Genomic DNA, 13,976 nt, shown 5'->3' on the forward strand with positions numbered 1-13,976 from the left:
AATTAACGAAGTAAATTAGGTTCTTCAATATCTTGAAGCAATGCATATTTCTTGATCCAGCCCACAATCTCTTCCAGACCGTCGCCAGTTTTCAAATTGGAGAACAAAAATGGCGCACCTTTGCGCATCATACGGGCATCATGTTCCATGACCTCCAAGCTCGCCCCCACATAAGGCGCCAAATCTTTCTTGTTGATCAATAACAGATCCGAACGTGTAATCGCAGGACCACCTTTACGTGGCATTTTTTCACCTTCAGCGACATCAATGACGAAAATGGTGATATCTGCCAGATCCGGGCTATAGGTCGAAGTCAGGTTATCGCCCCCGCTTTCGATCAAAATAAGTTCCAGATCGGGAAAACGGCTAGCCAGTTCGTCTACAGCTTCCAGATTCATACTCGCGTCTTCACGTATGGCGGTATGTGGACAACCTCCTGTTTCAACACCGATAATACGTTCGCGAGGTAGTAAGCTATTTTTTGCCATATATTCCGCATCTTCTTTGGTGTAGATATCATTTGTAATAACCGCCAGATCCAATTCATTCATCAGACGTCTGCTCAATCTTTCCAATAACGCTGTTTTGCCGGAGCCCACAGGACCGCCGACACCGATCTTAACATATTTTCTATTTTCCATTATATTTGATTTTAAGAGATATAAACTCGAGAATATAATCGTTCGTGTTGCATGCAGCGGATATCAAATCCGATATTGCACAGCCCCACTAAATTTCGTTCAACGGCTAAAGTCTCGTGACAGAGCTCGATTATATCATCATGTAGGCCAAAAAGGACATCCTGACCATCGAGCTGTCCGAGTGGCACGAGTTTCACGGCATTCGTTACCATGGTGATGGCGGCATTGTAATAAAAGCCATGTAATGCTTCTTCCAAAGGAATTTCCAATAGCGAAGCCAGCATACCATACATCAAACAATAGTGGCTATCTACTTCCTTTTTCTGAATCAATTTGCCCCAGGCAACAACAAAATCCTGTTGTTGATAACGGCTAAATATTTTGTAAATGCGTACGCCCAGTTTTTTACTGGCTTCCCGGATCTCTTTTGGACTCTTCAATGCTGTACACTCCTGATCCAAAGCGATCAATGCATTTAAATCCTCGGAGGTGGTGGCCTCGTAAGCCAATTTCATCAAGGCAGCATCGTTATACTTTAGATTATACCATAAATTATGGCGGACATAGTTGTCAGTAGTTGCTTTATCACAGACCAAGCCTTGCTGCACATAGGTTTCCAGCCCATTTGAATGGGTAAATCCACCGATCGGTAGCGTCGGATCTGCGAGATGGAGCAACTTGCCCAGAAAAGTATTTTTCATTGACATAAATTATTTATTCATTATTTATTGATGTGACCGTCGACGCAATACCAGTATCCTCTTGCTCCTGAATGAACAGCGGAATATTTTTTGTCGAAAATTTCAACTTTTGATGATGCTTCGGGTCTACGTTTGCGTGGAGTGGGTTCAGCAGCTGGTCCATACAGCACACAGGGTCAAATCCATTTTTTGCCAACCACTCGTACATGGAGCGTTCGTAGGGCATCAGCAATTCATTTGCCTCTACGAATAGAGGCAAATGTTTGTTTCCGATTTCACTGCTGACAAAAGCAATTTGAAGAAAATCAATTGCCATCACTTTGATAACTTCACAAGGTCTGATGGTAACCACAACTACTTTTTCTTCATCTTCATACAGGATATCGCCGTCCTGCAAGCAGGAAGTATTGCCCAATAATTTTACAGCGATATCCATTCCCTCCGCTGTACGAAGACGTTGAATACGTTTGGTGGATTCATACCATTCAATCGAAAGCAGATCATGACGCTTATTGGTCTGCTCGCGATTGATATTCCTTGTGATTTCTGTGATAATCATTTTCGCGCTTTAAAAAAATAGATTTTTTGACAATCCCAATCCCACCGTTGAGCCATTGATTCCTGTAATCACTTCGTGATCATTTGGAATAACAGCATCCTTGCCATGTTTCTTCTTGTAAGAGAGCTCCGCAACTTTTGCTTTCAAAGCCCAACCTTTTCCAAGGTCAATACCCACCAACGGATACACTCTGAACAGGAAACCGTTGTAGCTTCCATCCACCATTCCTCCGGATGCATTAACAACATGCTGGTCGCCCCAGATGTAATGAGCGTCTACTTGACCGATCAACATAAAATGTTCTCCTAACGGCCAGGTGTTGCTGTAGAATGGACCAACTTCATGGGCGTGATCTGTAAAGTCAAGCGCCTTCGTATAGGCATTGTTGAACCCATAATTTATCCCCACATTCATGTTGTCATTAAAAAAATAGCCTACGCCCACTGGTGCTGCACTAAATTGGTGTCCAGCGGTCGTTTCATGGTAATTAAGCGAACCATACAGCATGATTCCGCCTTTTTGAGCAGAAGCCGATTGTATCGAAAAGCATACTATTGCCAGACAACATCCCAAAAATGTTTTTAAATTTTTCATTGCTATATCGTTGTTTTTAAGGGCAATAAAACGATCATGAGCCTTATTTCGTCCAGTTATCACTAGCATACTTTATGCCCATGACCGTTTTATTCATGTGTTTTTCATGTGTTATGACCTAATGCAAGATCAAGCCATGGTAGTCACCATTCAGATTAAAACAAGAAATACAACTGTCCTAACGAAACGGTATCAATCGGCTGTGAGCGCAAAATTTCTCCATCCAGACTTACTTCATAGTTCTCCGGATTAACGATAATTTCGGGCGTAGCATCGTTGTGGATCATATCTTTTTTGGAGATATTTCGACAGTTTTCTACAGGAAGCAAGCCTTTTGCTAAGCCATATTCCTCTTTAATGCCGTTTTCGAATGAAATCTTGGAAACAAAGTTGAAACAGGTATGATGCACAGCTTTTCCCAATCCGCCGAACATTGTACGTAAGATAATCGGTTGTGGTGTAGGAATGGATGCGTTGGCATCTCCCATTTTGGACGCGATGATCATACCACCTTTGATAATCATTTCCGGTTTAGCACCAAACAAGGCTGGTCGCCAGATGACCATATCGGCGATTTTACCCGGTTCAATAGAACCTACGTATTTTGAGATACCATGTGCAATCGCCGGGTTGATTGTATATTTTGCGACATAACGACGTGCACGGAAGTTATCGTTGTTTTTTCCCTCGTCTTCAGGTAGCGGACCGACTTGTTTTCTCATTTTGTCTGCTGTCTGCCAGGTACGTGTGATAACCTCGCCTACACGACCCATTGCCTGTGAATCAGAACTCATGATGCTGAATACACCACGATCTTGCAATACATCTTCAGCAGCGATTGTCTCTGGACGGATACGTGAATCGGCAAAAGCTACATCTTCAGGAATTTCCTTACTCAAGTGGTGACAAACCATCAACATATCCAAGTGCTCATCAATCGTATTTTTTGTAAATGGACGTGTCGGATTTGTGGAAGCTGGCAATACATTTGGATACATTGCCGACTTGATAATATCCGGAGCGTGACCACCACCGGCACCTTCTGTATGGAAGGTATGGATTACACGACCGTTGATTGCCTGAATCGTATCTTCTAAGAAACCCGCTTCATTTAATGTATCGGTGTGAATGGCAACCTGTACATCGTATTTATCAGCTACCGTTAATGCTCTATCAATTGTTGCGGGTGTTGCTCCCCAGTCTTCGTGAATTTTAACCCCCAAGGCTCCGGCTTCAATCTGCTCAACAATAGGTTGTTCAGTTCCCACATTTCCTTTTCCAAAGAAGCCAAAGTTCATCGGTAGATCTTCCACCGCTTGCATCATACGACGGATATTCCATTTTCCTGGTGTTACGGTGGTTGCGTTTGTTCCGTCCGCTGGACCGGTACCACCCCCGATCATGGTGGTAATACCACTATATAAGGCTGTTTCGACCTGTGTAGGGCTGATATAGTGAATATGAGTATCAATACCCCCCGGTGTTAGGATATAGCCAGATCCACCATGCACTTCAGTAGAAGCACCAATAATCATATTTGGCGTAATATTATCCATGGTGTCCGGATTTCCAGCACGGCCGACACCCACAATCTTACCATCCTTGATACCGATATCACCTTTCACAATTCCCCAGTGGTCAATCACAATAGCATCTGTGATCACCATATCCAAGGTACCTTCATCACGCGTGTGAACCGAAGATTGACACATACCGTCACGTACGGTCTTACCACCACCAAATTTTGCTTCGTCGCCATAATAAGCGTAGTCCTTTTCAACTTCGATAATGATATCGGTATCGCCTAAACGGATTTTATCGCCACTTGTCGGACCAAAGATGGCACTATAATTTACTTTGCTAACTTTTAAACTCATGATACTTTGTTTTTAAAGCCTTGTTCTTTCACTTTTTTCATTGCATTTTCTTTCGCGACTTCGGTTTCGGTATCACCGTTTACCAAGTCGTTGTGCCCGTAGATTCTTCTGGCACCTGCATAAGGAACCAATTCTACATCTTTGGATTCTCCCGGTTCAAAACGCACCGCTGTACTTGCGATAATATTCAATCGCTTGCCAAAAGCTTTTGCACGGTCAAATTCCATCATCTTGTTCACTTCAAAGAAGTGAAAATGTGAACCTACCTGAATTGGTCTGTCTCCTGTGTTTGTTACGGTAATCGTCGTAACCTCTCTACCTTCATTACAGATGACATGGCCATCCGCTATAAAAAATTCTCCTGGAATCATAAAAATTCTGTTTTTAACAATTATCGAATCGGATTATGAACAGTCACCAATTTGGTACCATCCGGAAAAGTCGCCTCAATCTGCACATCGTGAATCATTTCAGGCACACCTTCCATGACATCTTCACGTGTCAATAATGTCGCACCATACTGCATTAAATCAGCCACCGTACGGCCATCACGTGCAGCTTCCAGAAGCTCACTGCTGATCAATGCAATAGACTCCGGATAATTAAGTTTAAGTCCTCTAGCTCTACGTTTTTTCGCTAGTTCACCGGCAAGATGAAGCAATAGCTTCTCTGTCTCTCTAGGTAATAAATGCATATAAAATATTATTTAAATTGTTGTTATTTCAGTCGAAAACAAGTCAGTACAAGCCCCGACGACTTTAAAAAATCGTTCAAAAAACCTGATAAACGAAGCCCATAGCAAAAGCTTACGGCATAGCGTTTCAGTTCTCAGCGTTGTAAGAAAAGGAAAGGATTATCCCTGAAATGGGATCTTTAAACTTTGGAAAAGAATGTATTTTGGTGGTAGGACCAATCGATCCATGTAAGGTGTTCTGTTATTCCGCATGTTGAGACATACAGGATAGCAAAATATAAAAAGACAAATATACAATACGGTCAAACCGAGGAGCTTACTCCATTCATCTTTTAAGTCGACCTGTTCACTGATATCATAAAGGTCATGATCGTGTACAGCGGCAACTACATTTTCCCGTTCGGGTTGATCGGCACTTTTGTCAATTTGTTTATGGGTGCTGGACAAACCGAGATAGGTACCCGAGGAATTATGAATTTTAAGCTGTTCAGAAATAGGCATTCCTTTCAGGAGCAGGACGCTCAAAAGAAAAACTAAAAAAACTAAACTATGCCTAATCATTGTATTCACAATCCTATTATTTGTTGTTCAAATTTACAACCAAAGCAGGCCAATCACTAGTACAAATCTTGAATTAAATAGTCTAAATTTGTCGAAAAGCCTGCTTTGATTGCTTTTTTTAGTTAAAAGGAATATCCAATTGAAACCATAATATTTCTTGGCGCGCCTACAAAGGCACGTGTATAGTCAAATCCCCCTAAAAAATAATACTTATTAAATACATTGTTTAGGTTAAGCGCCATTTTCATGGCACCGATATGATAATAAGCCGCCGCATTAACTGTCGTATAAGAAGGCCATTGTCCCCAAAGGGCATTTCCTTCGCTATCCTTCCCAATACTATTGTCCATGCGTTTGCTATCAACATAATAAACACCGGCACCAAAGCCAAGTCCTTTTAAGGAAGTATTGGAGAATACATATTTTAACCAGGCGCTGGCCATATTTTTAGGTGCTCCCGGTAGCGCCTGCCCGACTTCAGAAGCAACAGAAGAGGCCTTCACTTCGGTATGGTTAAACGTATAATTTGCCATCACCTGGAATTCTTTGGTCAGCTGCCCGCGGACATCCAACTCAACTCCCCGCGACAACGCTTTTCCAGATTGTCGATACTCCGGCAATCCCGAATCATTGATTGTCCCTGTCGCAATCAGCATATTTCTACGCTCGATCTGAAACAAGGAAAGATCCATTTGCAGCTGATCCTTAAAAAAGCCCGTTTTTAGCCCTGTTTCAATTTGAAAACTGCGTTCCGCTTCAAAAGCTTTGTCCGCACCATAGTCTTTATAGTTCTGGATAAAATTAGCGCCTACCGGTACAAAGCCCTGCGAGTAGCTTGCGAAGTAATTAATCTGCTTGTTGATTCCATAAGTCAGACCGAAACGGGGCAACAAGGCATTTTGTGTAGCATGGAAGCGATTCTGTCCATCAATAGTTTCCGAAGAATAATGTTCATGCCTCAACCCCACAATTAATTTCAGACGATCCGCGATGCTAATCTGATCCTGTATGTATTTACCGGTCGTTTTATAGGGACTCAAAAAAGGATAAGCGACCTGTGTACGCCAGACGTAGTTGGTCAGATCATGTGTGGAATAGGTCGGGTTGTTCAGGTCAAAAGTCAATGGCACCACTTTGCCATCCACAGTTTGCTGTCTAGCTTCCCGTAACTGATTTTCTTTATCACCACGATACTGTGCGAAGTCGACCCCAGCAACAATATGCTGGTCAATTTTATCCCCTAGCAGATCCCATTTGATATATCCGACGACATTATCGGTATAATCGCGACCATGACGGTCAAAGAAACGCATATTCATGATGGTGTTATGTGGGGCATCCGCAAAAGTATTTAGCGTACGATGCTCGTTGACATCTTCCTGATAGATGGATTTCATATAGCTCAGGTTCAGGCTCACATTTTCCGCCAGTCTTTGCGTCAATCGTCCACTCAATGAAAAAGTCTTGGAGTTATAGAAATCAGAAGGCTGACTTAAAGTAAACGAACGTGGCAGGGCATAAAAGTTATTTTCCTTTATTCCCATTCCCCGATCCAGATAACCGTTGAATTGATTGTATACCACATCGATGTCTACGGTTGTCCCTGCAGCGGGCTTAAATGTAAATGAAGGTGCCAGCATCATCCGTTTTTGACGGTTCACATCACGAAAGGTTTTGGTATCCTCATAACCTGCATTAAAACGATATAGAATTCGTTTTGCACGATCCAACGGACCGCCCAGATCTATTGTGGTGCGCATCGTTTCAAAGCTTCCGGCAGCAAAACTGACATAACCTTTAAAATCTTCCAAAGGCTTTTTCGTCGTCATATTGATGGTACCACCGGGTACAATGTCGCCAAATAGGGAAGCTCCGGGGCCTTTCAGCACCTCAAGATTTTCAAGATTGATGGTTAGCGGGGAATTATAATAACTATTGCCGTAACCATAGCCCGAACGTAGACCATTCACCAAACGGACTCCAGTTTCATAACCGCTTTTAAAACCACGGATCACCACATCATCATAAGATGACGCCTCGGTCACACCTGCCAGGTCCTGCACCAGTGCTCCCGTTGTAAAGGCTTGCTTATCTTCAATAAATTCCTTGCTCAATACGGCAATGGATTGAGGTAAGTCTTTCAGTTTGCCAGCGAACTTGCCCCCCAATTCCATATTATTTGTCAAATAGGAATTATTACGACGGCCGGTTACCAATACTTCATCCAGGGTCCTCTTACCCTCTTCCATTATGAACCGGATTCCTTTTTTCGGATTCCAGGTCTTCTCATCAATACGGATAAGCTGTGATTTATAGCCGATCGCTTCGGCACGCAATTGTACCGGAAAGGTTGTCGCTGTCGTAAAAGCAAATTCGCCATTCGTGGCAGTACTGATCTTTTGTCCCTGGTTTTCAAGTGTCAAAGTCACTCCTGGAATTGGATTTCCGTTTTCATCCTGGATCTTCCCAAAAATCATAAAGCTCTGTTGGGCGTAAACAGCCACTGGTGTGACAGCACTTGCCAATAATGCGAAAGCGAGTGCTTTCATTGTGTTTTTCATCTATAAAATTTTTAATCGATCAGCTCGAGCTTGTCCTATTTAAAACTCACATGTAGCCATCGCATTCACTAGCTCATGCTGACTTTATGATTTATTTCATTGCCATTTTTAAAGGCAGCCAACCAACCTTAGGTCCTGTTATTGCGCAGCATAAAGTCGATAAATCAATGGTGTTAAATTTAAACAGCTAGCCCATCTGCTAAACTATTTTGATATTTCCATTTCCAATGCATATTCTGGGTTGTAGGTTTTTCCTATTAAAAGTTCCATGTGAAGAGTTGGAAAACCGCTTTCATCACAAAAGTCTTTGCAGAGGAATCCTTGTTTTAACCAGAATTCATGGGCTCCCTCCAGAAAAGGATGGGTGTGTAAGTAAAGTCTTTCGACCGCTTTCTCCTTGGCCACCGTTGTCAACTGGCGAAAAAGTGCTGTTCCAAGTCCCGAACGACGATAATCGGAGTCCACAAAAAGACGCGCGACCTCGACAGTCTTCCGCGCGTCTAAATCCAGATGCAGGAAACGATAGTCATAAGCGAGCATACCGATCACACCGACCAGTTTTCCATTACTGTCCCTTGCCTGAAGAAATGTTCCTGCTTGTTCATCCAGATACAGCTGTTTAAAGCTCCGCAGATCGCGGGGAATCTTTTGCGGGTCAAGCATGGGAAACAGCTGTTTCCGAAATTCAATAACGTAGGGTAACACCGTTTCCAGATCTTGGACAGTGACTGTACTTATCACGATATTGCTGATTAGATCAGTTCTTTGCATGCCTGTTTTATTCATACTATTTTCGTTTTTTAGCGTCTATACCGTCAAATGGATCTGTAACCTTCTTGGCCGATTGCTTACAACAACTTAGCGCTTATTATGTATTCCATCCAATTCAAGAGATTTTAGCGATGCCCGGTCATGCGTATGAAGCATGGGTGCAAACATCCATTTCCCTTGGTTTTCCAAACTGATCAATGGCAACTCATAGGTCTGTTCCAATACTTTCCGAACCTGCTCGCTGTCCATTCCTTGTAGATTCACCAGTGTATTGTCTTGCATCAAATAAAAGTGATCGCCAAAAAGATAGGCCATATTGGGGTCGTGCATCACACAGAGCACCGTTGCTCCCTCCCTGACCAGTTCTTTAGCGGCCTGCAAAACTGCAATCTGATAGTTCAGGTCAAGATGGTTTGTCGGTTCATCCAAAAGCAACAGATCAGGCTGTTGCACCAATACCCGACAAAGCAAGACCAGCTGCCGCTCTCCACCTGATAAGGAAGTATAAGACTTATGCTTTAAATGTGTGAGATTAAATTTCTCCAGAATTGCATCCACAGCCTCAAAATCTTCAGGGCGCGGGGAAAAGCGGGAGAATGATGCACGTCCTGTTAAAATAACATCCGCCACCTGAAAAGGGAAAGTCGTCTGATGAAACTGGTTTAAGAAACCCAGTTTAAGCGCATTTGATTTACCAACCTTCCAGTTTCTACGTTCCGTTTCACCGATCAATACCGATCCCTGATAGTGTTTCTCCAATCCGGCAATAACATTGAACAAGGTCGACTTACCGCTACCGTTCCGGCCCAGAATAACCGAAAGCTTTCCTTCCGGAAAGCACACATTGACGTCCCGCAAAATAGTATCCTTACCATAGGCAAAAGATAGGTTTTTGATATGGATGGATTTGCTCATGAGTTCCAGTTAATTTCGTTCCGGCGCATCAGGTAGATAAAGAGTGGAGCGCCAATAATCATAGTAAATACCCCTATCGGAATTTCGAAAGGCATGACTGCACGGGAAAAATCGTCGATCAATAACAGGAATGTCCCACCGATACTGATATTCGCCCATACGACAATATTATTGTTGGGGCCAAAAATCATGCGGCTGATATGCGGGACAATGAGTCCAAATAAGCTGATCACGCCTACCGCAGCAACAGCTGATGCGGTGATCATGGTCGCAACCCCGATCATCACCAATTTCAGGAGTTTTGGATTCACTCCCACCGCAATTGCTTCCTGATCTCCCAATGCCAACAAATTCAATTTCCAACGTAATAAGATCAGTATGATCAATCCGATCACTATCGGTAAAAAAGCGTTCTGCACTTTTGACCAGGAGGCGGTATGGAGATTTCCCATTGTCCACTGCACAATAGCCTGCAATTTATAAGGATCACTGATATATTGTAAAAGGGTAAGCATTGCCGTAAATACCCCTGAAATAACCATTCCTGCCAGAACCATCCCAATGATGGAAGTTTTTAAACCGGCATTGGATACAAAGTACGTCAAGGCCACAGCACAGACACCAAAAAGGAATGCCGAGACATTGACGGACAAGAGTGGAAACAGCATGGCTAAGGCGGCACCGAAAGCAGCACCTGAAGATATTCCCAACGTAAATGGATCTACAATAGGATTCCGAAAAATAGCTTGTAAGGTTCCTCCAGATGAGGCAAGAGCAGCACCGACCATAAAAGTCAATAAAATCCGTGGTAAACGTACTTGCCATAAAATGGTATCCATACTACCCATCAATACCGTCGCATCATTTCCTTTATAAAGCCCTAGTTCCAATCCGATACGTTGACAGAGTTCAATAAGACCAATATGCTGACTTGAACCGATCAATAATGAAAGCAGGAGTAGCAATAATGGCAATATCACTAGCAGTAACAGTTTTTTCAATTGAAGTATCATTGCAGAAGCCCCGCTTTACCGTATAATTTTTCAAAAGCCACTGTCATATCCTGATCGAGTTGCTCCTTGGTATAACTCGGGAAACACCAATGCCGTACCTGTTTGGCGAAGAGCATAAATTTCACAGTATGTGGATCAAAAGGAAAGGAAGGTGACATCACAAATACCTGTTTATTTTTTACAGCAGGCAGTGCGGCCAGTTCTTTCAGATTATAAACATCAGAACTTTTGGAATTCCATAGAATCATGAGATCGGGATTCCACTTATAGATCGTCTCAGCCCCTACATTTGGCGCCTCCATTTCCAAGGGACAGGCATTTGTCGCCCCCGATAGGCGGATGGCCATATCGATGAGGCTACCTCTTCCCGAGGTCGAAAGTACACGCCCTTTTGACCAGGCATAATAGACCTTCTTTTGCAGTTGACCTACAGGAGCTGACATCTTTTTGACCTCATCGCCGACAAATTTTACAATTTCCTCAGCCCGTGCTTTCTTATCTAAAAGCGTTCCCATTCCGATCAATTCGTTAAAAATACTGATTTCATCTTTCGATGAACAAGTGAAGACGGGAATACCCAAGTTTTCCAGCTGTGTGATATTATCCTGATCAGTATTAAATGTCAGGACAAGATCCGGGTTGAGGCTTACGATGCTTTCTACATTGTTGGCCTGGCCACCAAAAGTTGGTGTAGCGATACTTTTTCGAACGATGCGTGGGTCTAGTTTCGATAGAAAAGTATAGGTATCTTCCATTTGATAGACTTGCTCAGGAATTCCAACCAATCGATCACTGGCCTGTAGCATATAAACCTCATCCACCAGAGAGGGATACAGGACAACAACACGTTGGGCTGGTCGCTCCAATGTGATATCCTTGCCGCGGCTATCTATGGCCTTCACCCCATTTTTACTTGCATTGGACTGTTGGTTTTGGCAAGCTTGTAAGCATACAAGCAAGACTAGGGACAACAGCACTATATATATTTTAATTTTCATGCTTTCTGCTATTCTTTAGCTGCTGGCGAATCCGATTTTCAGACAGCAATACCGCTTCCTCCAATTGGACAGACGCGCCATATTTCGCCGCAATTTGCTCATAGAGTCGACCATCGTAGGGCAAATGGAGAGACTGGAGCTGATCCACCTGGAATATCGGTAGATGCCGGTTACCGACGAAATAACCGAAATCCGCCAGTTGAACCAAATCCGAAGGGTTAAACCTGATCGCCAAAGTCGGCTTAACGGTGACGATTGCCTGCAGTTCGTCATTGTGATACAGCTCGTCTCCATGATGCCACTCCTGCCCCTGCTCCAGTTCCATCAGGATGGTATTACCAGCCAAGGTATTTCTGGTCAAACGTCGTTTATTAATTTCAAACCATTCGATGTATACCCGATCTACCTGATCAGCGTGAGGTAGAGTTTCGGGATGGGACACAATTGTATCTATCGTTACAGGCAATCTATTCATTTTTATATTAGATATTTCGTTTATGCTTCCGCGATGAGGTCAACAGCCGTATAACCCGATCGTTGACCTCATATTATGCATTTCTTATTTCGCTTCCACTACTTTCTGTTGCTCCTTTTTCAGCTGGACTTTCTCTTTTAACCAGTCACACCAGCTATCTAGGCCGTCCCCATTCAAGGTACTGATCGTGATCACTTCCAGGTTTGGATTGACTTCACGTGCATCTTTTGTTACGGCATCTACGGAGAAAGGTACATAAGGTAATAAGTCAGCTTTCGACACGAGCATCAATTCGCTTGTCAAAAACATGCGTGGGTATTTTTTTGGTTTATCATCACCTTCAGTTGTCGCCAATAAAGTGACCCGATAGTCTTCACCTAAATCAAAAGCAGAAGGACACAATAAGTTTCCGACATTTTCGATAAACAACAAATCAATACCTTCAATATCAATATGATCCAAAGCCTGTAAAATCATTTGAGCTTCAATATGGCACATACCACCGGTAACAATTTGCAAAGCGTTGATCCCAACCTCACGCATACGTATAGCATCACGCTCCGTTTCAGGGTCTCCTACTAAAACTGCGATGTTTAGATCCTCAGAAAGGCGCTTTCCAGTCTCCTGCATCAAGGTTGTCTTACCTGAACCCGGAGAAGAACATACATTAATCACGCAGACATCTTTCAGTCTGTCACGGATGCTCTTTGCGACGTAATCATTTGCCTTTAATAAATGTAGAGTTGTATTTTCACATTGTACTGAACCGACACGGTTACCTAAACTTTTAGGATTTTGAGTATTGTCTGACATGATAAATGATTTTTAATCTTGTTTAAAAATTACTTTTGATATATAGAGTTCATTTCCTTGCACAATTGTACTAGAAGGCTGTCCACAGTCGCAGACAAAGCGGTGAAAATGAACTGAAAAATTTTGCTGACAGTGTTCACAATAGGCGATGATATCATTGACCACAACCTCCATTTCCATATCCCGATAATGGGTGTTTTCTGTGATAAATGCGTCAAAGGCATTTTGGATCAATACAGGCTGCACATTGGACAATAGTCCTGCTGTCACCTGGATTTTCTGGATATCATCCACTCTAGTCTCATAATGCGAGGTCAGGGTATCGAAGATATCCTTTACTATACTTAGCTCGTGCATGGGTATATTTTAAGAAATCAATAAAATAAATTTGGAAAAGAAATTACGTTTTTTGGGCTCCTCTATCCGAATAGCAAGCTCAAAAGTCTCTAAAATGGAATTTTTATTTGCTCGAAAAGCAAGAACCTCGCGATGGGAATTGGTTCTATATCCAAAATGTGTTGATAACAATAGTCATTCTGCAATGCAGATGGCTGTAGTTCATGCCAAAGCAAATTAACCATAATTACCCAACGATCCGTTAACCAATCCTGATTGTTCTCCACATCCAGTTCTGCAATAGATTGCAGAACTGGATATAAAGGATCTAAATCTGAATTGTTTATCTGATGGAGGGTTGAAGGTAGAATGTTTGCAATATTCGGATCAGTTTTTGAGGAAAAGCACGCGGATTGAAAACTATCACTTTTCAGTACAATACTGTTTGCATTTAAATTTTTAAATGA

General features: G+C 42.6%; 16 protein-coding genes. All 16 read right to left on the reverse strand.

What is annotated here, in order from left to right:
* Window positions 1-2: 2 nt before the first annotated feature.
* The 16 genes from ureG to HPC41_RS14550 all read right to left on the reverse strand — a co-directional run bounded on the left by ureG (window position 3) and on the right by HPC41_RS14550 (window position 13,530).
* The gene (ureG, locus tag HPC41_RS14475) at window positions 3-641 is read right to left on the reverse strand and encodes an urease accessory protein UreG (protein WP_172394679.1); all 639 of its coding nucleotides are present in this window, start codon (window positions 639-641) and stop codon (window positions 3-5) included.
* An 11-nt stretch (window positions 642-652) separates the two neighbouring features.
* Window positions 653-1,342: an urease accessory protein UreF gene (locus HPC41_RS14480; RefSeq protein ID WP_172394680.1), complete on the reverse strand. Its 690-nt coding sequence runs from the start codon at window positions 1,340-1,342 to the stop codon at window positions 653-655.
* 13 nt (window positions 1,343-1,355) lie between these two features.
* Window positions 1,356-1,901, reverse strand: coding sequence for an urease accessory protein UreE (locus HPC41_RS14485; protein WP_172394681.1), 546 nt, complete (start codon window positions 1,899-1,901; stop codon window positions 1,356-1,358).
* Window positions 1,902-1,910: 9 nt separating this feature from the next.
* Window positions 1,911-2,495 carry a hypothetical protein gene (locus tag HPC41_RS14490; protein WP_172394682.1) on the reverse strand — a complete coding sequence of 195 codons (585 nt, stop codon included), beginning with the start codon at window positions 2,493-2,495 and terminating at the stop codon, window positions 1,911-1,913.
* A gap of 155 nt (window positions 2,496-2,650) precedes the next feature.
* Window positions 2,651-4,372 (reverse strand): urease subunit alpha, encoded by a 1,722-nt coding sequence (gene ureC / locus HPC41_RS14495; protein ID WP_172394683.1) that lies wholly within the window; start codon window positions 4,370-4,372, stop codon window positions 2,651-2,653.
* Window positions 4,369-4,743 (reverse strand): urease subunit beta, encoded by a 375-nt coding sequence (ureB, locus tag HPC41_RS14500; RefSeq protein ID WP_077435610.1) that lies wholly within the window; start codon window positions 4,741-4,743, stop codon window positions 4,369-4,371. Before ureB ends, ureC begins: the two co-directional genes overlap by 4 nt.
* 20 nt (window positions 4,744-4,763) lie before the next feature.
* Window positions 4,764-5,066: an urease subunit gamma gene (gene ureA, locus HPC41_RS14505; RefSeq protein ID WP_077435612.1), complete on the reverse strand. Its 303-nt coding sequence runs from the start codon at window positions 5,064-5,066 to the stop codon at window positions 4,764-4,766.
* A gap of 159 nt (window positions 5,067-5,225) precedes the next feature.
* Window positions 5,226-5,636 (reverse strand): hypothetical protein, encoded by a 411-nt coding sequence (locus tag HPC41_RS14510; protein WP_172394684.1) that lies wholly within the window; start codon window positions 5,634-5,636, stop codon window positions 5,226-5,228.
* A gap of 113 nt (window positions 5,637-5,749) precedes the next feature.
* Window positions 5,750-8,188 carry a TonB-dependent receptor gene (locus HPC41_RS14515; RefSeq protein WP_216660754.1) on the reverse strand — a complete coding sequence of 813 codons (2,439 nt, stop codon included), beginning with the start codon at window positions 8,186-8,188 and terminating at the stop codon, window positions 5,750-5,752.
* Window positions 8,189-8,392: 204 nt separating this feature from the next.
* The gene (locus HPC41_RS14520; RefSeq protein ID WP_216660755.1) at window positions 8,393-8,974 is read right to left on the reverse strand and encodes a GNAT family N-acetyltransferase; all 582 of its coding nucleotides are present in this window, start codon (window positions 8,972-8,974) and stop codon (window positions 8,393-8,395) included.
* Between the two features lie 72 nt (window positions 8,975-9,046).
* Window positions 9,047-9,874, reverse strand: coding sequence for an ABC transporter ATP-binding protein (locus HPC41_RS14525; protein ID WP_172394685.1), 828 nt, complete (start codon window positions 9,872-9,874; stop codon window positions 9,047-9,049).
* A complete protein-coding gene (locus HPC41_RS14530; protein ID WP_288808558.1) occupies window positions 9,871-10,854 on the reverse strand; it encodes a FecCD family ABC transporter permease in 984 nt (327 codons plus the stop codon). The genes HPC41_RS14525 and HPC41_RS14530 overlap by 4 nt, the downstream gene beginning before the upstream one ends.
* Window positions 10,855-10,883: 29 nt before the next feature.
* On the reverse strand, window positions 10,884-11,885 hold the full coding sequence (locus HPC41_RS14535) for an ABC transporter substrate-binding protein (RefSeq protein WP_172394687.1): 1,002 nt from the start codon (window positions 11,883-11,885) through the stop codon (window positions 10,884-10,886).
* Window positions 11,875-12,360 (reverse strand): urease accessory protein UreE, encoded by a 486-nt coding sequence (locus tag HPC41_RS14540; protein ID WP_172394688.1) that lies wholly within the window; start codon window positions 12,358-12,360, stop codon window positions 11,875-11,877. The genes HPC41_RS14535 and HPC41_RS14540 overlap by 11 nt, the downstream gene beginning before the upstream one ends.
* Before the next feature lie 84 nt (window positions 12,361-12,444).
* Window positions 12,445-13,173, reverse strand: coding sequence for a hydrogenase nickel incorporation protein HypB (gene hypB / locus HPC41_RS14545; RefSeq protein WP_172394689.1), 729 nt, complete (start codon window positions 13,171-13,173; stop codon window positions 12,445-12,447).
* Between the two features lie 12 nt (window positions 13,174-13,185).
* A complete protein-coding gene (locus HPC41_RS14550; RefSeq protein WP_172394690.1) occupies window positions 13,186-13,530 on the reverse strand; it encodes a hydrogenase maturation nickel metallochaperone HypA/HybF in 345 nt (114 codons plus the stop codon).
* Window positions 13,531-13,976 lie beyond the last annotated feature (446 nt).

It is taken from the genome of Sphingobacterium prati (genome assembly GCF_013167215.1).
Classification (GTDB): Bacteria; Bacteroidota; Bacteroidia; order Sphingobacteriales; family Sphingobacteriaceae; genus Sphingobacterium; species Sphingobacterium prati.